We start from the raw sequence: 20,863 nt of genomic DNA on the forward strand, positions 1-20,863 counted from the left end.
TTAAGTTTAAGATTTAATTAAAAACTAAATTCTTAGTTTTTAGGTTTCTTAGTTCCGTATAATGAACGACCTTGTCTACGTCCGTCAACACCTGAAGTATCAAGTGCTCCACGTACAATATGGTAACGCACACCTGGTAAGTCTTTTACACGTCCACCACGTACAAGTACAACACTGTGTTCTTGTAAGTTATGTCCGATACCAGGGATGTATGCGTTAATTTCGATGTTGTTTGATAAACGCACACGTGCATATTTACGTAACGCTGAGTTAGGTTTTTTAGGTGTCATTGTACCTACACGAGTACATACACCACGTTTTTGTGGTGAGTTTAAGTCAGTAAATTTTTTCTTTTTACTGTTGAAACCTTTATTTAAAGCTGGAGAATCTGATTTTTTGATTTTGCTTTGTCTTGGTTTACGTACTAATTGGTTAATAGTTGGCATGTGATATGTCCTCCTCTCTTCACTTTTTAATCCCACACATCCAGGTGGTTCATTTTTAGGTTAAATAAAATTTAGTAAGTTAAACACTTACTAATTCTCATTTAATCAATGCTACTATTGTCGCATTGACGTTAATACCTACATGTTTACCCAAAGCATGTTTGCTTTTGAAAAAAGATACAGGTATATTTTTCTGATTGATTTGGCTTAACACGCGAGTCATTAAATATACTTCAACGTCTTCAGCAATAATCAAAGATGTAACTTGATCTTTCTTTAACGCTTTAAGCGTTTCTTTAAGACCAACTACAAAATGTTGTTTGTTAAAGCGTGCAACTTTTTCCTTAGACAATAATTTATCCTCCAAAGTTCTGCTTGCATCAACCTTTAATATATTAACATTGAACAAGAGAATTCGTCAACATTAAATCAAATAATTTACATAAAAATAACAAGAGGCTAAAGCCTTAGCCTCTGTTATATACTTGTTATTCCGTTACTTCAGTTTGAGATTCAACTTCTGCAACTGGTTTAGCTGTTTTTTCGTATTTTACGTCGCTATAACGTCTCATACCAGTACCAGCTGGAATTAGCTTACCGATAATTACGTTTTCTTTAAGACCTAATAAGTCATCACGCTTACCTTTAATTGCTGCATCTGTTAGAACTCTTGTTGTTTCTTGGAATGATGCTGCAGATAAGAAACTTTCTGTTTCAAGTGATGCTTTAGTAATACCAAGTAATACTGGTTTAGCTGTTGCAGGGCGCTTGCGGTGTTTAAATGCTTCTCTATTTGCATCTGTAAAGTTGTGAATATCAACTAATGAACCTGGTAATAACTTCGTATCACCTGCTTCGATAATTCTAACTTTACGTAACATTTGTCGAACCATAACCTCAACGTGTTTATCGTCGATTTCTACCCCTTGCATACGGTAAACTTTTTGTACTTCTTTTAATAAGTAGCTTTCAGTCGCGTTTAATCCAGCAACAGATAAGTAATTCTTAGGTTCAATAGAACCTTCAGTTAATACTTCACCACGTTGTACTGGTTGACCGATTTCTACAATAATTCTTGAAGTACCTGAAGCAAGATATGATCTTGTTTCATTAGCACCTTTAACAACAATTTCTTGTTGTCTATCTTTTGCTAATTTAATATCTTCTACGACACCTTCGATTTCCGTAATTACCGCTTGACCTTTAGGGTTACGTGCTTCGAAAATCTCTTGAATACGAGGAAGACCTTGTGTGATATCGCTACCTGCTACCCCACCTGTATGGAATGTACGCATTGTAAGCTGTGTACCTGGTTCACCGATAGATTGGGCTGCAATTGTACCAACTGCTTCACCAACTTCAACTTTTTCACCAGTAGCAAGGTTTTTACCGTAACATTTTTCACAAACACCGTGTCTTGCGTTACAAGTAAATGCTGAGCGAATATACATTTGTTCAATACCAGCATCTGTAATTTTCTTAGCAATTTCAGGTGTAATTAATTCATCAGGACGAATGATAACTTCATCAGTTTCAGGATGACGAATTGTTTCTTTAGAATAACGACCTTCAATACGTTCGATAAATGGTTCAATCATTTCTGTACCTTCTTTAATATCAGAAACTAATAAACCTCTATCTGTACCACAGTCTTCTTCACGAACAATAACATCTTGTGCCACGTCAACAAGACGACGAGTAAGATATCCTGAGTCAGCTGTCTTAAGTGCTGTATCGGCAAGACCTTTACGCGCACCGTGAGTTGAGATGAAGTATTCAAGTACTGTTAAACCTTCACGGAATGAAGATGTGATTGGTAATTCGATAATCTTACCAGATGGTGCGGCCATCAATCCACGCATACCTGCTAACTGTGTAAAGTTAGATGCGTTACCACGGGCACCTGAATCACTCATCATGAAGATTGGGTTAGTTTTATCAAGTGATTGCATCAATTCACCTTGAATTTGATCTTTTGCATCTGTCCAAATTTCAACAACTGCATTATATCTTTCTTCTTCAGTGATTAAACCACGATTGAATTGTTTTGTAATTCTGTCGACTAATTTTTCATGCTCATCAAGTATTTGTTGCTTATCAGGTAATACTACGATATCAGCAACACCTACTGTAATACCAGCTTTAGATGAGAATTTGAATCCTAAGTCTTTCATACGGTCTAACATCATTGATGTATCAGTGATGCTAAATCTGTTGAATACTTCTGCAATAATATTACCTAAGAATTTTTTGTTGAAAGGTTCAATTAATTCTTCATTTTCAAAGTATTCTTTTAATCCACCTTCACCTAAAGTTGTAGGATCGATGAAGTATCTGTTTGGTGTCTTTCTTTCTAAGTTTTCTTGCGTAGGTTCATTAATATAAGCAAATGAATCCGGAATGATTTCATTGAATATAATTTTACCTACTGACGTAGCAAGAATCTTTTTGTTTTGTTCTTCAGTAAATGTTGGGTTGTTGAATGAACTTGCATGTACACCAATTCTTGTGTGTAAATGTACAAAGCCATTTGCATATGCTTTTAACACTTCATTTGTATTATTAAAGATTGCGCCTGTATTTACTGCATCTTTTCTTTCTAAAGTAAGGTAATAGTTACCAAGTACCATATCTTGTGATGGTGTAACTACTGGTTTACCATCTTTAGGGTTCAAGATGTTTTGTGCTGCTAACATCAACATTCTTGCTTCAGCTTGTGCCTCTTTTGATAAAGGAACGTGAACCGCCATTTGGTCACCATCAAAGTCAGCGTTATAAGCTGTTGTTACAAGTGGATGTAGACGAATCGCACGACCTTCAACTAAAGTTGGTTCAAATGCTTGAATACCAAGTCTATGAAGTGTTGGTGCACGGTTAAGTAATACAGGATGTTCTCTAATTACTTCTTCCAATACGTCCCAAACTTCATCATCCATGCGTTCGATTTTACTCTTCGCATTTTTAATGTTAGTTGCAATTTCACGTTGAACTAATTCTTTCATTACAAATGGTTTAAATAGTTCAAGTGCCATTTCTTTCGGTAAACCACATTGGTACATTTTCAAGCTTGGACCTACCGCGATAACTGAACGTCCTGAATAGTCAACACGTTTACCAAGTAGGTTTTGACGGAAACGACCTTGTTTACCTTTTAACATATGAGATAAAGATTTTAATGGACGGTTACCTGGGCCAGTAACTGGACGACCACGACGACCATTATCAATTAAAGCGTCAACGGCTTCTTGTAACATACGTTTTTCGTTTTGAACGATGATACCAGGTGCACCTAAATCTAATAAACGTTTCAAACGATTATTTCGATTAATTACACGACGGTATAAGTCGTTTAAGTCACTTGTTGCAAATCGTCCACCATCTAATTGAACCATTGGACGAATTTCTGGTGGGATGATTGGAAGTACATCTAAAATCATCCATGAAGGTTTGTTACCTGAATTACGGAATGATTCAACAACTTCTAAACGTTTAATTGCACGAGTAAGTCTTTGACCAGTAGCTGATTCCAACTCATCGCGTAACAATTTAAGTTCTTCGTCAAGATCAATCTCTTCAAGTAAATCTTTAATACCTTCTGCACCCATTTTTGCAACGAATTGACCTGGGTATTTATCATAATAATCTCTGAATTCAGCTTCAGATAATAAAGTTTTCTTTTCTAAACCAGTTGGACCTGGATCTACAACAACATAAGAAGCAAAGTAAATAACTTCTTCTAATGCTCTTGGTGACATGTCAAGTAATAATCCCATACGACTTGGTATACCTTTGAAATACCAAATGTGAGAAACTGGAGCAGCAAGTTCAATGTGACCCATTCTTTCACGACGTACTTTAGATTTAGTTACTTCAACTCCACATCTGTCACAGACCATGCCTTTGTAGCGAACACGTTTGTATTTACCACAACTACATTCCCAGTCTTTTGTAGGTCCGAAAATTCTTTCACAGAATAGACCATCTTTTTCAGGTTTTAATGTACGGTAGTTGATTGTTTCAGGTTTTTTAACTTCACCAAAAGACCAAGAACGGATTTTTTCAGGTGAAGCCAATCCTATTTTCATATAATGGAAATTATTTACATCAATCAAGGAGCCTACCTCCTTCAATTTAGATTAGCTGTGCTATTTGATTGATTTGCATTTATTTAAAATGGCTTAAAGTACTAAACCGAATCATCAATAAAATTCAGCTTAGTATCTTTTTGCCTGTTTTGTAAATTGCGTATTAATCAGTAACTTCTTTTTGTGTTTCAGGAGCATCATTTTGTTGTAAATCTACTTTGCGTTCTACAACATCATCGTCATCAACGTCTGTCATTTCGATTTCATTATCTTGCTCATCCATAACTTTTACATCTAAACCTAAACTTTGTAATTCTTTCATCAATACTCGGAATGATTCTGGAACACTTGGTCTAGAGATGTTTTCACCTTTAACAATAGCCTCGTATGTTTTCACACGTCCTACTGTATCATCGGATTTGTAAGTTAAGATTTCTTGTAATGTGTATGCAGCACCATATGCTTCAAGTGCCCATACCTCCATCTCACCGAAACGTTGTCCACCGAATTGCGCTTTACCGCCAAGTGGTTGTTGTGTAACAAGTGAATATGGTCCTGTTGAACGCGCATGTAATTTATCATCAACCATGTGCGCAAGTTTCAACATGTACATTACACCTACTGAAATACGGTTATCGAATGGTTCACCTGTACGTCCATCATAAAGTACAGTTTTACCATCACGAGCCATACCAGCTTCTTCAATTGTTGACCATACATCGTCATCGTTTGCACCGTCAAATACTGGTGATGCAACGTGAATACCAAGATTTTTAGCAGCCATACCTAAGTGTAGCTCTAATACTTGTCCGATGTTCATACGAGATGGTACACCAAGAGGATTTAACATGATATCAATCGGACGTCCATCTGGTAAGTAAGGCATATCTTCTTCAGGAACAATCTTAGAAATGACACCTTTGTTACCATGTCGACCACACATCTTATCACCAACATGAATTTTACGTTTTTGAACGATATATACACGTACTAATTGGTTTACACCAGGTGATAATGTGTCGTCGCCTTCTTCACGATTGAATACTTTTACATCAAGAACGATACCGCCAGCGCCGTGAGGTACACGTAATGAAGTATCTCTAACTTCACGTGCTTTTTCACCAAAGATTGCATGTAACAATCTTTCTTCGGCAGTTAACTCAGTTACACCTTTAGGCGTTACTTTACCAACTAAAATATCTCCATCTTTTACTTCTGCACCAATATAAACGATACCACGATCGTCTAAGTTCTTAAGTGCACTTTCAGAAACATTAGGAATATCTCTTGTGATTTCTTCAGGTCCTAACTTAGTATCACGTGCTTCTGATTCATACTCTTCAATATGAATAGAAGTATACACGTCATCTTTCACAAGTCTTTCACTCATGATAACGGCATCCTCATAGTTGTAACCGTCCCAAGTCATGAAACCAACTACTACGTTTCTACCTAATGCCATTTCTCCTAATTCCATAGATGGTCCATCTGCTAAAATCTCGTTAAACTCAACAACATCTCCAACTGCAACGATTGGACGTTGGTTGTAACATGTACCTGAGTTTGAACGTTTAAATTTAGCTAATGGATAGCGATCTAATTCACCTTCATGCTCAACGCCGTTCTCTTCAACTAGACGACGTACAAGAATTTCATTAGATTCAACATGTTCAACACGACCTCTGTGCTTAGCTGTAATAGCTGCACCAGAATCACGTGCTGCAACGTGTTCCATACCTGTACCAACAAATGGTGCTTCTGGATTCATCAAAGGCACTGCTTGACGTTGCATGTTCGCACCCATCAATGCACGGTTTGAGTCATCATTTTCTAAGAATGGAATACATGCTGTCGCTGCTGAAACAACTTGCTTCGGCGATACATCCATATAATCCATTTTTTCTTTAGCCATAACTGTATTGTTACCACGGAAACGACATACAACTTCATCATCCATGAAACGACCATTTTCATCTAATTTAGAGTTTGCTTGTGCTACAACATAGCTATCTTCTTCGTCAGCTGTTAAATAGTCAATTTGATCAGTGATAGCATGTGTATCTAAATCAACTTTACGATATGGTGTTTCAATAAAGCCGAATTCATTTACACGTGCATAACTTGATAATGAGTTAATCAATCCAATGTTTGGTCCCTCAGGCGTTTCAATTGGACACATACGGCCATAGTGAGAGTAGTGAACGTCACGCACTTCCATTTGAGCACGTTCACGTGTTAAACCACCAGGTCCTAATGCTGATAGACGACGTTTATGCGTTAACTCAGCTAATGGATTTGCTTGGTCCATGAATTGTGATAATTGAGAGCTACCAAAGAATTCTTTAATAGATGCAATAACAGGTCGAATATTAATTAATTGTTGAGGTGTGATAGACTCAGTATCTTGAATTGACATTCTTTCACGTACAACTCTTTCCATTCTTGATAAACCGATACGGAATTGGTTTTGTAGTAATTCACCTACAGAACGTAAACGACGGTTACCTAAATGGTCAATATCATCTGTATATCCAATACCACTTAATAAGTTAAAGAAGTAACTCATTGAAGCGATGATATCTGCTGGTGTAATACATTTAACTTCTGAGTCAGGGAAAGCATTACCAATTACAGTTGTCGTACGACCTTCATCATCGTTAGGAACATATACTTTAATTGATTGAATTTCTACTGGCTCGTCTATAACGCTACCATGCAATTCAAACACTTCGCTGTTTGCGTTTGATTCAAGTACATCCATGATTTCGTCGATTTTACGACGATCAAGCACTGTACCTTCTTCAACTACAATTTCACCAGTTTCAGTATTCACAATTGGCTCAGCTAATTTTTGATTGAATAAACGATGTTTTAAATGTAATTTTTTGTTTGTTTTATAACGACCCACGCTTGCTAAGTCATAGCGTTTTGGATCAAAGAAACGTGAATACAATAGACTTTTAGCATTTTCAACAGTTGGTGGTTCACCTGGACGTAAACGTTCATAGATTTCTAATAACGCTTGTTCAGTGTTTTCAGTGCCGTCTTTCTCTAAAGTATTACGTAAATATTCATTGTCACCTAAAAGGTCAACAATTTCTTGGTCACTTGAGAAACCTAATGCACGTAACAATACTGTTAATGGTAGTTTACGTGTTCTATCAATACGCACGTATACAACATCTTTAGCATCTGTTTCATATTCTAACCATGCACCTCGGTTTGGAATAATTGTTGCATCATAGTTTTCACGACCATTTTTGTCGATTTTTTCATTGAAATAAACGGATGGTGAACGAACTAATTGAGATACGATTACACGTTCTGCACCATTGATAACGAACGTACCTGTATCAGTCATTAATGGGAAATCACCCATAAAGACTTCTTGTTCTTTAACTTCTCCTGTTTCTTTAATGATTAGACGCACTTTTACACGAAGAGGTGCAGCATAAGTAGCGTCACGGTTTTTAGATTCTTCTAAATCATATTTTGGTTCTCCTAAACGGTAATCCACAAACTCTAATGACAAATTACCAGTAAAATCTTCAATTGGAGAAATGTCTCTAAACATTTCGATTAAACCTTCTCTTAGGAACCACTCGTAAGATTTAGTTTGAATTTCTATTAAGTTTGGTAATTCTAATACTTCTGAAATTCTCGCGTAGTTTCTACGTTTACGATGTCTTCCATATTGGACAACTTGACCTGCCAAACAGATTCACCCCTCAAAAATTATGTGATCCGCTTTTAGCTAAATACCATAAGCATATTAATAAAAAGACAAAAAGAAAACGGCAACACTAATGATGACACCATTTTCGATTCTATATTTATTCTTAATTAACTTATCTATTTAACGTAAAAGTACACACTTATTGAACATAAATTTTTACATTAAATAACTATAACAGAATATCCATTTCATTTCAAGCTTTTATACTTCTCAGAATGTAATATCCTTTATCTTTATTTACCACTTCTACATTTCCAAAAAGTTCATTCATTCTTTTCTTTGCAGATGGCATACCTTGCTTCTTCTGAATTACAACAAATAGTTCACCGTTCGAGTCTAATCTATGTAATGCTTGCTCGAATATACGATGCACGGTTTCTTTCCCTGCTCTTATTGGTGGATTGGTTAAAATAAAATCAAAACTTTTGTCTTCCACAGCAGACAAAGCATCACTTTCCTTTACGATCACATTATCAATACCATTTAATTTTTTGTTTTTTTCAACTAAGGCTAGCGCTCTGTGATTAACATCTAGCATTGTAATTGAATGATGTGGTGATACTTTAGCAATCATCAAACCAATTGGTCCGTAACCACAACCAACATCGGCAATTCGCTTACTTGGACCAGGTGGATGCGCTTTCAAAAAAGTTTGAACAAGAACATCTGAACCATAATCTACTTTATCTTTCGAAAACACTCCGTTATCAGTTATTAAATCAATTTTATGATGGTTTAATTGATATTGAATACGTTGTTCATTGCTAATTACACTTGGATCTTCATCGTAATAATGACTCATTATTCCACCTCATCTTCACTTTGTAACTCGTCATTATAATTATAACATTTCACTTAGTCTTTAAATGAATAAAACCCCGTTATCAAAATAACGGGGTTTTAACTTCTCAAAGAATCATTATATTATAGCAATACTTGCTATAAAACTTTGATTATTAAGTTTAAGATACTTGAATTATTTTAATTCTACAGTAGCTCCAACTTCTTCTAATTGTTCTTTAAGTTTTTCAGCTTCTTCTTTAGGTAAAGCTTCTTTGATTACTTTAGGAGCTCCGTCTACTAATTCTTTAGCATCTTTTAATCCTAAACCAGTTGCTTCTTTAACAGCTTTAACAACTTTGATTTTAGATGAACCAGCTGAAGTTAACTCAACGTCAAATTCAGTTTTTTCTGCTGCAGCGTCAGCGCCACCAGCTGCACCTGCTACTGCTACTGGAGCAGCTGCAGTTACACCAAATTCTTCTTCAATTGCTTTTACTAAGTCGTTTAATTCTAATACTGACATTTCTTTAATCGTTTCAATGATTTGTTCATGATTAGCCATTTTATAATTCCTCCATTATTTTTAATTTTTTTACGCTAAAAATTATTCAGCGTTTTCTTCTTTTTGTTCTCCAATAGCTTTAACCGCATAAGCGAAGTTGCGTACAGGAGCTTGTAATACTGATAAAAGCATAGATACAAGACCATCGTGTGAAGGTAATGAACCAACAGTTTTAACTTCTTCTGCTGTAATAACATTGCCTTCCATAACGCCTGATTTAATTTCTAATGCTTCATGATCTTTAGCAAATCCAGAAATTACTTTCGCTGCAGCTACAGCATCTTCACTTGAAGTTGCAATAGCAGTAGGACCTGTTAAGAATTCATCTAAGCCTTCGATACCAGCTTTTTCAGCTGCACGACGTACCATAGTGTTTTTGTATACTTTATACTCAACACCAGCTTCACGTAATTGTGAACGTAAGTCAGTAACTTCAGCTACTGTTAATCCACGGTAGTCAACGATTACTGTTGAAACTGAATTTGATAGTACCTCAGCAATTTCATCAACTAATTGTTTTTTAGCTTCAATGATAGCAGACATTCAGACACCTCCATTTAAATTTTTGGTGCTTTTTTTAAAATTAATAAAAAAAGCACTTTCTACCCACGGCAAAAAGTGCTTGAAAGATCATAGATCATCACGTTCAAGTCAATTTTAGCCTCGGCAGGATAAATTTTAAGTTATAAATAACTCCTACTGTCTTAGGTAAAATAATCACAATAAGTAATATAACTTGGAAATTACTTATTGTCAATATATTTTTACAGACTGAAAGATATTTCTTTCAGCCTGTAATTGTTTATATCATTTATTATTTGAAACTTGCAGTATCAATTTTAACTCCAGGACCCATTGTTGTAGTTACAGCAACAGATTTGAAGTATGTACCTTTAGCAGATGATGGTTTAGCTTTAGCTAATACATCTTGTAAAGTATTGAAGTTTTCAATTAATTGTTCATCAGTAAATGAAACTTTACCAATTGATGCATGTACGATACCAGCTTTTTCAGCACGGTATTCTACTTTACCAGCTTTGATTTCTTCAACAGCTTTTTTAACATCCATTGTTACAGTTCCAGTTTTAGGGTTTGGCATTAAACCTTTTGGTCCTAATACACGACCTAATTTACCAACTTCACCCATCATGTCTGGTGTAGCAACTACTACATCGAAGTCGAACCAACCTTGTTGGATTTTTTGAACGTATTCTGCTTCACCTACATAGTCAGCACCTGCTGCTTCAGCTTCAGCAATTTTGTCACCTTTAGCGAATACTAATACACTTTGTGATTTACCAGTTCCGTTTGGTAATACAACTGCACCACGGATTTGTTGGTCATTTTTACGTGTATCAATTCCTAAACGGAATGCAACTTCAACAGAAGCGTCAAAGTTAGCAATGCTTGTTTCTTTAGCTAATTTAATTGCTTCTTCAACACTGTAGTGCTGAGTACGGTCAACTTTACTAGCTGCTTCTTGATACTTTTTACCTTTTTTAGCCATTTATAGTTCCTCCTTTAGTGGTTTTAGCGGAATTTCCTCCCACATTACTTGCTAGATGCAAGTTAAGAGCAGACAACAGAAGAATTAATCATATGAATAAATCAATCATTAATCTAGTCATTCAGATTATATTTATAATTCATCATTATTATCTCTGTTATCTGCTTCATCGTTTAAATCATGTAATCAAATTTAATATTCGTAAAATTATTCTACAACGATACCCATACTACGTGCAGTACCTTCGATAATACGCATAGCTGCTTCTTCGTCAGCAGCGTTTAAGTCTTGCATTTTGCTGTTAGCAATTTCGCGTACTTGATCTTTAGTTACTGTAGCAACTTTAGTTTTGTTTGGTTCACCTGAACCTTTTTCAATACCAGCTGCTTTTTTAAGTAATACTGGAGCCGGTGGAGTTTTTGTAATAAATGTAAATGAACGATCTTCATAAACACTGATTTCTACCGGAATAATTAAACCTGCTTGATCTTGAGTACGTGCATTGAACTCTTTACAGAATCCCATGATGTTCACACCTGCTTGACCTAATGCTGGACCAACTGGTGGCGCTGGATTCGCTTTACCTGCAGGAATTTGTAATTTAACAACTTTATCTACTTTTTTAGCCACGATGTGCACCTCCTTGATATCGTGATGTGGTCACAGGGCTCAGTTTTGCCCTCCCACTCTTAACATTTCGTGACGAAATGGGCGCTCTAAAAGCGCGACCACATAATTTTAACACTTTTCTAATTAAAAAATCAATACTCTTTTTTATCTTTTGGTTAGTTTAATAACTTTAATTGTTAATTAAAGCTTTTCTATTTGATCGAATTCAACTTCTACTGGTGTTTCTCGGCCAAACATATCTACTAATACTGTTAGTTTAAACTTATCTGTTTCAATTTCTTGAACTTCACCAACTTGATTCGCAAATGGACCTGATTTAATACGAACTTGCTCGCCAACTTCGAGTTCAACATCGATAGTCTTTTCTTTAAGACCCATTTGTTTTAAGATGAAGCGAACTTCTTCTGGTAACAATGGATTTGGCTTAGACCCTGCACCTGCAGAACCTACAAAACCAGTAACGCCTGGTGTATTTCTTACCACATACCATGATTCATCTGTCATGATTAATTCCACTAAAACATATCCAGGGAATGTTTTTTTAACAGTCGTTTTAGCTTTGCCATCTTTTACTTGAGTTTCTTCTTCTTCCGGTATGACTACTCTAAAGATTTGTTCAGTCATATTCATAGATTCTACTCTTTTTTCTAAATTCTTTTTAACTTTATTTTCATATCCAGAATATGTATGCACTGCATACCAACGCTTTGCGCCAACTTCTTCAGACATGTCTTCACTCCTCTAACCAAATAATAAATTTTTCAATGCTGTAATTCCTAAATCTAAGGCATAGAAAAAGACTAAGAAGAATATAACAGTAGAAACTACAATTACAGTATATTTAAATAGCTCTTCTTTCGTCGGCCAACTTGTTTTTTCCATTTCAGACTTAACGCCTTTAAAGAAACTTTCTTTTTTAGCCATCTGCTCAACCTCCAAATCCTTTGAACATATTATCAAAGTATTATTTCGAATGTATTTATTTCGATTCTTTATGAATTGTGTGCGCGTTACATTTTGGACAATATTTCTTTAAGGTTAATCTTGTTGCCGTGCCTTCTTGCTTAGGAACATTATAATTTCTATTGCCACAAGCTTCACAATTTAAAGGTATTTTCCTCACAATAATTCACCTTTATTCATTATAATACCAGTATACTATACATAAAATTTATAACAAATGTCAAACCATCAGGAAGTAACACGTTCTAATTCAATTCACGTCCTAAGACGCTTTTCAAATCATTTTGAAATAACGTTTTATTTTATTTTTACATCGTTGTATGGCATTATAAATCACTTTCTCTTTTACATGCATCAGTTGAGCAATTTCTCTCGGCTTATATTGTTCACACATTAAATACATGACATCTTTTTCAAATGCACTCAAATACTTAAACTGACGAATCAACTCTTTAATTGCTAATTTATTCAAATAATTGTTTTCAACATCATAACGCTTTATTGCACATGGATACGTAACTCTATATTCATTAATCAAATTATCCATTCTTTTATTTGTAGCTAAATATTTTCTCAAATAATCATACTTTACAGACGTAATTAAACATTGAACATAATTTGTGAAAGGCTGCTCTGCACTAAAATCAAATGTTTGGACCGACCTATACATCCGTATAAGTATTTCTTGATATAAATCTTCTAAATCATAATGATTAAATCCAAATGTTTTGATGCGCCGTATAATTAATGGTTGTAGATCCATTACTAACTTTTCGAAGTCTTTATCATTTATTGCATTGTTACGTTTGATTGTACTGTCTTGAGTTGTCAAATCATATTTCAAGTATTAAACTAACCCCTTCTATCTAAAATTTAAGGTTAGTTTAATATTGTTACATTCAAAATTTCAAGATGATGGAAATGTCATTTCTTATGATGTCCTCTTCGTATTTTTTCAAATTCTGCAAGGATTTCAGAAGATAACGGAATTCGAGTTCTTGGCTTGTTTTCACTTATATCATCTAATGATTTACTCACATCAATTTCATTTTCTTTTAAATCTCTCCACATTTCGCGAGATGATATTCTATATGCACCTGATCCAAAGATAGCATGTTGCTCACTCATATCACTTGTTACAACTGTAATATGCTTAGTGTGCTTGTCATAAAGTTCATAGACATAACGTTCTATGAAACTATCAGCTGTTTCTTTTTCCTTGGTAAAAATTGTTTTAACGCCATGATACATGTATTCTCTTTCAACACCCGATTGGTCATAAGCATCAAAAACACAAATAATTTCATCTGAAATAACTGCATTATAATTTGCAATTGTATCTATTAATTGCATTCTAGCTTCTTCTAAATTCTCTTTTGCAATGGCGCTTAGCGTTGGTGATTGTCCTATCATATTGTATCCATCAATGATTAAGTAACGTTCTTTCATTATATTTCTCCAACATCATGTCTTTTTCGAAATACTTCGTACATCATTAAACTTGCTGCAACCGAAGCATTCAAACTGTTTACATGGCCAACCATTGGAATCTTAATATAAAAATCGCATTTATCACTTACTAGACGACTCATACCCTGTCCTTCGCTGCCAATTACAATAGCCAATGACATGTCCGCTTCAAGATTTCTATAATCTGTTGCATTATTAGCTTCAGTGCCAGCTACCCAAAAACCATTATCTTTTAGTTCATCGATAGTTTTAGCTAAATTTGTCACTCGAATAACTGGTACATGTTCAATTGCACCTGTTGAGGCTTTTGCAACTGTTTGCGTTAGTGTAACTGAACGACGTTTAGGAATAATAACACCATCAACTCCCGTTGCATCTGCTGTTCTTAAAATTGATCCCAAGTTATGCGGGTCTTCTAAGCCGTCTAATATAAGCACTGTCGATAAACCTTCTTTTTCTTTTTGCTGTTTTAAAAATTGATCGAAGTCAGCATATTCATATGGTGCAATAAGCGCTGCAACCCCCTGATGTGGTGCATTTGCTAAAAAATCTAATTTAGATTTTGGTACAGTTTGAACAATGATTTTTTGATCTTTTGCATTTTTTAAAATTTCATTAATTTGTTGCTTTTTAATTCCTTCTTGAATCAATATCTTATTTATCGGATGCCCAGTAATAATCGCTTCTCTAACAGCATGCCTACCAACAATAACCGTATCTTCCACATTGTCACTACCTTTCGTTTACTATTGTTATTATTTCATTTAATAATGCCTCTAATCGTTCTTCTCTTTTTTCTAAATAAAGAAAACCTATCACTGCTTCTATCGCTGAACTTTTACGATATGTTTGAACATCAGTATTTTTAGCTTTAGTATGACTTTTCGCGTTACGCCCTCGTTTCAAAATATCCATTTCTTCGTCTGTAAACCATTCTTGCTCCATTAAATATTCTAACGTTTGCGCCTGACTTTTGGCAGATACATATTTTTTAGACATTTGATGTAGTTTATTAGGCTTACTTTTAAGCTTTAAAACGATATACGTACGTACATATTGATCTAAGACTGCGTCTCCCATATATGCTAAGGTCAATGGATTCAATAATTTAATGTGATTATCTTGTTGATTATCCACGTTTAAATCTAACCCCTTGAGGTGTGTCTTCTAATATAATGTTTTGTGATTTCAGCATGTCTCGAATCTCATCTGCTCGTGCAAAATCTTTGTTTTTCCTTGCTTCATTACGCTCTTCGATTAATTTTTCAACATCTTCATCTAATAATTCATCTGCTTTTTTAGATTTTAACGGTACACCTAAAACATCGCTGAAAATTTGATAAACTGCTTTAAATTTATCAATTACTTCTGTTGATGTTGTGTTCTCTAGTACATATTTATTTGCAAGTTTTGCTAAATCATACCAAGCTGTAATTGCATTAGCTGTATTAAAATCATCATTCATAACTGTTTCAAAACGATTTAAAATCGCATCAATTTGATCAATATATGTCTGTTGATTTTCAATATTAGTAGCAATTTGTGCGCGCTCTTCAATTAATTGATAACTATTGCGAATACGCTCTAGTCCACTACGTGCTGATTCAACCAATTCTAGATTATAGTTAATTGGACTTCTATAATGTACGCTAATCATAAAGAATCTTAATACATCTGGATCAACTTCTTTAATAATATCGTGAACTAAAATAAAGTTGCCTAGTGATTTACTCATTTTTTCATTATCAATATTAATAAAACCATTATGCATCCAATAATTAGCGAATGGCGCATGATTATGTGCTTCCGATTGTGCTATTTCATTTTCATGATGTGGAAATTGTAAATCTGAACCACCCGCATGTATATCAATTGTAGCTCCTAGCTCATGAAATGCCATTACAGAACATTCAATATGCCATCCTGGTCTCCCTTCACCAAATGGGCTATCCCAACTAATCTCGCCAGGCTTCGCTTTTTTCCACAATGTAAAATCAAGTGCGTCTTCCTTATGCTCTCCTGCATCTATACGAGCGCCCACTTTTAAGTCATCTATGGATTGATGACTTAATTTACCATAACCTTCAAATTTACGTGTTCTAAAGTAAACATCGCCACCACTTTCATATGCATAACCTTGATCAACCAAATCTTTAATAAATTGAATAATGTCATCCATATGGTCCATTACCCTTGGATTTGAAGTCGCTTTTCTAACATTTAAAGCACCAACATCTTCATGAAAAGCAGCGATATATTTTTCTGCAATTTCGGGAACAGTCTGATTTAATTCTTGAGAACGTTTAATTAATTTATCATCTACATCTGTAAAATTTGATACATATTCTACATTATATCCTTGGTATTCAAAGTAACGTCTCACTACGTCATAATTAATTGCTGGTCTTGCATTACCAATATGAATGTAGTTATATACCGTAGGACCACATACATACATTTTTACCTTTCCTGGTTCTATTGGCTTGAACACTTCTTTTTGACGTGTAAGCGTATTATATAATGTAATCATCTTGAATCTCTCCATTCCTAGTCTTTTCAAGTTGTCGTTCTAAATGCTTAATTTGTTCATAAATTGGATCAGGTAGATGGCGATGATCAAATGTTTTTCCAACTCGAACACCATCTTGCTTAACAATATGTCCTGGTATACCAACAACCGTTGAATAACTTGGAACTGATTGTAAAACAACTGAATTTGCACCAATATTTACATTTGAATTTATTTTAATATTTCCTAAAACTTTCGCACCCGCTGCTATTAAAACATTGTCTCCTATATCTGGGTGTCTTTTCCCTCTTTCTTTCCCTGTCCCACCAAGTGTCACGCCTTGATAGATTGTCACATTATCACCAATTGTACATGTTTCTCCTATTACAACGCCCATACCATGATCTATAAATAGACGCTTTCCAATTTTAGCACCTGGATGGATTTCTATACCTGTGAAAAATCTTGAAATTTGAGATATCGCGCGTGCTGCAACATATTTTTTTTGGTTGTATAACTTATGTGCAATCAAATGACTCCAAACTGCATGTAAACCTGCATACGTTGTAATGACTTCTAATGTTGAACGTGCCGCTGGATCCTGCTCAAATACCATTTTTATATCGTCTCTCATTCTTTTTAACAAGATCATTTCCTCCTCAATGATTGAACTACGTAAATACATAATTGAAGTACCTGCGAAATTAAATATCAAAAAAAGCACCACTAACATACAAATTGTATTGTTAGAGGCGCTTCCGCACGGTTCCACTCTGAATTTAGCGAATTACATTAATAAAATTGCGGGCGCTTCCAAATTATCAAGGAAACTAAGTCAACTTAATGCTCATCACTCTCATTATATATTTAATTCATTTTACGAAGGTGCATTCATTAATTTCTACGTTGTACTCACAGCAACCGTACACTCTCTGCATCGTATAAATTTAATTACTAATCCTTCGTTTTATATAAAGTACTCTATTCATATTGTTGTAATTTGTTAATACAACTTTATCATATGTGGTTACGTTATAAAATTCAAGTATATACTACCTTGATCTTGTCTATTTCATTACTTATATTGTTTTAAACGGTTTAGCACTTTTTCTTTACCAAGTACTTCAATTGTATTTGGTAATTCAGGACCATGCATTTGGCCTGTTACAGCAACACGAATAGGCATAAATAATTGCTTGCCTTTTATTCCTGTTTCTTTTTGAACTTCTTTAATTGTCTTTTTAATTTCAGCCGCTTCAAATGGTTCAAGTGCTTCTAATTTACTGAATAAGTGCGTCATTAACTCTGGTACTTGCTCTCCATTGATCACTTGTTGTTCTTCCTCACCAAGAGCTGGCATTTCTTTAAAGAACATTTCTGATAAAGGTACAATTTCACCGGCATAACTCATTTCTTTTTGATAAAGCGCAATTAATTTGCGTCCCCAAGATAAATCCTCTTCTGACGGCACCTCAGGAATCAAATTCGCTTTAATTAAATGAGGTAATGCTAATTGGAATACTGTTTCAGTATCTTTTTGTTTCATATATTGGTTATTAACCCATGCTAATTTTTGCTTATCGAAAAATGCTGGTGATTTTGATAAACGCTTTTCATCAAAGATTTTGATAAATTCTTCTTTAGAAAAGATTTCTTCTTCACCTTCAGGAGACCAACCTAATAACGCAATAAAATTAAATAACGCTTCAGGTAAATAACCTAAGTCACGATATTGCTCAATAAATTGTAAAATTTGCCCATCACGTTTACTTAACTTTTTACGTTCTTCATTAACAATTAATGACATATGACCAAAACGAGGTGGCTCCCAGCCAAATGCTTCATAAATCATAATTTGTTTAGGCGTGTTTGAAATATGATCATCACCACGAATGACATCTGAAATTTCCATGTAATGATCATCTATAGCTACTGCAAAATTGTACGTTGGAATGCCATCTTTTTTAACGATAACCCAGTCACCAATACCATTTGAATCAAATGAAATATTCCCTTTAACCATATCATCAAATGAATACGTTTGATTTTGAGGTACTCGGAAACGAATTGATGGTTGGCGTCCTTCTGCTTCAAATTGTTGACGTTGTTCTTCAGTCAAATGCGCATGTTGACCACCATAGCGAGGCATTTCACCACGAGCGATTTGCGCTTCACGTTCAGCTTCTAATTCTTCTTCTGTCATATAGCATTTATATGCTTTATCTTCTGCTAGTAACTGATCTATTAATGGTTGGTAGATATGTTGACGTTCAGATTGACGATATGGTCCGTAGCCATTGTCTTTATCTACAGACTCATCCCAATCTAATCCTAACCATTTAAGATTATCAAATTGTGATGTTTCTCCATCTTCTAAATTACGTTTTTTATCAGTATCTTCAATTCGAATCACAAAATCTCCGTTGTAATGTTTAGCATACAAGTAATTGAATAATGCTGTTCTTGCATTACCAATATGAAGATAACCAGTTGGACTTGGTGCATATCTTACTCTTATACGATCGCTCATTTTTTTCACTCCTAAATTAAATATCAGATTTTCAAGTTAGTTCATATAAATTGTTCATTTGCTATCTTCGACCGTCATAACAAATGTGTAACTCGTCTTATTGTTAAAACGAAACAATGCTTTTTAACATGACCTTAAAATAATTTCATTGTTTAATCATAACATAATTCCCTGGGTAATATGCTTAAATTTTAAATAGAAAGCAGTTGTTTTTTCAACACTTTAAAAAAGCTATCCCTAAGAATCAAGACTGCACTACATACGCATTTCAACGACTTAAAAATGAATATTATGTACTGTAAAATTAAACTTCAAATTAACTATTCAAATACGTTAAAATTGATTCTAATTTTGTATGTCTTGATTGCTATAAGAATAACTTTATTAATATCTAAAATTTAACACTTAATGAACTTGTTTCAATGATATGTTAGCACTATTTGTATTTTTTGATAACTGATATGTTTTGTATTTATTTATAGTTATACTTCAAATTACAAACTTCGCCATTTCATATACCTTTTAATATCTATTTTGTTTCCGTCAACTACAGTTTTTATAATGATACTGTATCTTCGATTTTTTTAGCAAAAACAATTCTTCCTGAAGATGTTTGCAATAAGCTCACTACTTCTAAATTGACATGACTGCCAATAAGATTTTTAGCATTATCAACAACTACCATCGTACCATCATCTAGATATCCTACTGCTTGACCAGGCTCTTTACCCATTTTTGTCAGTAAAATATGAAGTTGATCACCTTGATGTACATTAGGTTTGATTGCTTCTGATAAATCATTAACATTTAATGCTTTGATACCATGTACATGACATACTTTATTTAGGTTGAAATCTGTTGTAATAATACTTGCATGATATTGTTTTGCTAGTTTTAATAGCATTGTATCAATATCACTATGTGTTTTAGTTGGATGTATAACCTTTGTAGGATAGTCTAAATCATACAATTCATTTAAGATATCTAAGCCTCTTTTACCCTTTTCACGTTTAACACTGTCATTTGAATCTGCAACAATTTGTAATTCATTAATAACACCTTGTGGAATTAAAATATTGCCATCGATAAAACCGCAACGAATGACTTCTAAAATACGACCATCAATAATTGCGCTTGTGTCGATAATTTTTGGTGTAGCACTTTTAGTATGTTGTGACATGGAACGCGCTATATTCTCAGGTAAAAACATTAACATTTCATCTCGTTTTTTAAGGCCAAATTGGAAACCGAAATAACATAGTAATATCGTAATTATGACAGGAATGAAATGATTAAAAATAGAGTTGCCAATTGATTCCAATATAAACGACACCATAACAGAAATAAGTAATCCGATTATTAAACCTATTGTTGCGAATAGTATTTCAACAGCACTTCTACGCATAATAAAATGTTCTAAACCTATTATAGCGTTAGTAACTCGTCTAATAAATACACCAAAAATTAAGAACATAAAAATACTACCGATAATGCCATCTACATAGTGATTTTTTAAAAAGCTGGAGTTTTGTAATCCAAGATCATTTGCAATTTCAGGAATAATAATTATTCCTAATGCGCTCCCAATAATTAAGTAAATAATAATAACCATTAGTTTAACGATATTCACACAATGTCCTCC

The 20,863-nt window shown here is 34.3% G+C and carries 20 protein-coding genes and 1 other annotated feature; all 20 genes read right to left on the bottom strand.

Annotated features, from left to right (window positions below):
* Window positions 1–32 precede the first annotated feature (32 nt).
* The 20 genes from rpsL to NST10_RS07440 all read right to left on the bottom strand — a co-directional run bounded on the left by rpsL (window position 33) and on the right by NST10_RS07440 (window position 20,851).
* Entirely contained in the window at window positions 33–446 is a 414-nt protein-coding gene (gene rpsL, locus NST10_RS07345) for a 30S ribosomal protein S12 (protein WP_001142337.1), read from the bottom strand.
* Between the two features lie 97 nt (window positions 447–543).
* Window positions 544–798, bottom strand: coding sequence for a ribosomal L7Ae/L30e/S12e/Gadd45 family protein (locus NST10_RS07350; protein ID WP_000031892.1), 255 nt, complete (start codon window positions 796–798; stop codon window positions 544–546).
* Between the two features lie 136 nt (window positions 799–934).
* The gene (gene rpoC, locus NST10_RS07355; RefSeq protein WP_001819727.1) at window positions 935–4,531 is read right to left on the bottom strand and encodes a DNA-directed RNA polymerase subunit beta'; all 3,597 of its coding nucleotides are present in this window, start codon (window positions 4,529–4,531) and stop codon (window positions 935–937) included.
* Between the two features lie 163 nt (window positions 4,532–4,694).
* The gene (gene rpoB, locus NST10_RS07360; RefSeq protein ID WP_000918664.1) at window positions 4,695–8,246 is read right to left on the bottom strand and encodes a DNA-directed RNA polymerase subunit beta; all 3,552 of its coding nucleotides are present in this window, start codon (window positions 8,244–8,246) and stop codon (window positions 4,695–4,697) included.
* Window positions 8,247–8,460: 214 nt separating this feature from the next.
* Window positions 8,461–9,069 carry a class I SAM-dependent methyltransferase gene (locus NST10_RS07365; RefSeq protein ID WP_000020304.1) on the bottom strand — a complete coding sequence of 203 codons (609 nt, stop codon included), beginning with the start codon at window positions 9,067–9,069 and terminating at the stop codon, window positions 8,461–8,463.
* Window positions 9,070–9,243: 174 nt separating this feature from the next.
* Complete coding sequence (rplL, locus tag NST10_RS07370; protein WP_001273587.1) at window positions 9,244–9,612, bottom strand: 50S ribosomal protein L7/L12; 369 nt, start codon at window positions 9,610–9,612, stop codon at window positions 9,244–9,246.
* Between the two features lie 42 nt (window positions 9,613–9,654).
* Window positions 9,655–10,155 (bottom strand): 50S ribosomal protein L10, encoded by a 501-nt coding sequence (gene rplJ, locus NST10_RS07375; protein ID WP_001273085.1) that lies wholly within the window; start codon window positions 10,153–10,155, stop codon window positions 9,655–9,657.
* Between the two features lie 37 nt (window positions 10,156–10,192).
* Window positions 10,193–10,339 (bottom strand) — a sequence feature (ribosomal protein L10 leader region).
* 87 nt (window positions 10,340–10,426) lie between these two features.
* The gene (gene rplA, locus NST10_RS07380; protein WP_001074619.1) at window positions 10,427–11,119 is read right to left on the bottom strand and encodes a 50S ribosomal protein L1; all 693 of its coding nucleotides are present in this window, start codon (window positions 11,117–11,119) and stop codon (window positions 10,427–10,429) included.
* A 207-nt stretch (window positions 11,120–11,326) separates the two neighbouring features.
* Entirely contained in the window at window positions 11,327–11,749 is a 423-nt protein-coding gene (rplK, locus tag NST10_RS07385; protein ID WP_001085792.1) for a 50S ribosomal protein L11, read from the bottom strand.
* 180 nt (window positions 11,750–11,929) lie between these two features.
* Complete coding sequence (gene nusG / locus NST10_RS07390; RefSeq protein WP_001288302.1) at window positions 11,930–12,478, bottom strand: transcription termination/antitermination protein NusG; 549 nt, start codon at window positions 12,476–12,478, stop codon at window positions 11,930–11,932.
* Window positions 12,479–12,490: 12 nt separating this feature from the next.
* A complete protein-coding gene (gene secE / locus NST10_RS07395) occupies window positions 12,491–12,673 on the bottom strand; it encodes a preprotein translocase subunit SecE (RefSeq protein ID WP_001074473.1) in 183 nt (60 codons plus the stop codon).
* A gap of 55 nt (window positions 12,674–12,728) precedes the next feature.
* Entirely contained in the window at window positions 12,729–12,872 is a 144-nt protein-coding gene (gene rpmG / locus NST10_RS07400) for a 50S ribosomal protein L33 (RefSeq protein ID WP_001791441.1), read from the bottom strand.
* Window positions 12,873–12,986: 114 nt separating this feature from the next.
* A complete protein-coding gene (locus tag NST10_RS07405; RefSeq protein WP_000872867.1) occupies window positions 12,987–13,556 on the bottom strand; it encodes an RNA polymerase sigma factor in 570 nt (189 codons plus the stop codon).
* Between the two features lie 80 nt (window positions 13,557–13,636).
* The gene (locus tag NST10_RS07410; protein ID WP_000664740.1) at window positions 13,637–14,161 is read right to left on the bottom strand and encodes an NYN domain-containing protein; all 525 of its coding nucleotides are present in this window, start codon (window positions 14,159–14,161) and stop codon (window positions 13,637–13,639) included.
* Window positions 14,161–14,907, bottom strand: a complete 747-nt coding sequence (gene rlmB / locus NST10_RS07415; protein WP_000390332.1) for a 23S rRNA (guanosine(2251)-2'-O)-methyltransferase RlmB — start codon at window positions 14,905–14,907, stop codon at window positions 14,161–14,163. Before rlmB ends, NST10_RS07410 begins: the two co-directional genes overlap by 1 nt.
* A gap of 7 nt (window positions 14,908–14,914) precedes the next feature.
* Window positions 14,915–15,319 carry a Mini-ribonuclease 3 gene (locus NST10_RS07420; RefSeq protein WP_000370181.1) on the bottom strand — a complete coding sequence of 135 codons (405 nt, stop codon included), beginning with the start codon at window positions 15,317–15,319 and terminating at the stop codon, window positions 14,915–14,917.
* A complete protein-coding gene (cysS, locus tag NST10_RS07425) occupies window positions 15,312–16,712 on the bottom strand; it encodes a cysteine--tRNA ligase (protein ID WP_000631982.1) in 1,401 nt (466 codons plus the stop codon). Before cysS ends, NST10_RS07420 begins: the two co-directional genes overlap by 8 nt.
* The gene (gene cysE, locus NST10_RS07430; RefSeq protein WP_001805237.1) at window positions 16,696–17,343 is read right to left on the bottom strand and encodes a serine O-acetyltransferase; all 648 of its coding nucleotides are present in this window, start codon (window positions 17,341–17,343) and stop codon (window positions 16,696–16,698) included. Before cysE ends, cysS begins: the two co-directional genes overlap by 17 nt.
* A gap of 423 nt (window positions 17,344–17,766) precedes the next feature.
* A complete protein-coding gene (gltX, locus tag NST10_RS07435) occupies window positions 17,767–19,221 on the bottom strand; it encodes a glutamate--tRNA ligase (RefSeq protein ID WP_001283787.1) in 1,455 nt (484 codons plus the stop codon).
* Between the two features lie 556 nt (window positions 19,222–19,777).
* Complete coding sequence (locus NST10_RS07440) at window positions 19,778–20,851, bottom strand: PIN/TRAM domain-containing protein (protein WP_001028366.1); 1,074 nt, start codon at window positions 20,849–20,851, stop codon at window positions 19,778–19,780.
* Window positions 20,852–20,863 lie beyond the last annotated feature (12 nt).

This window comes from Staphylococcus sp. FSL W8-0305, assembly GCF_037966415.1.
Classification (GTDB): Bacteria; Bacillota; Bacilli; order Staphylococcales; family Staphylococcaceae; genus Staphylococcus; species Staphylococcus aureus.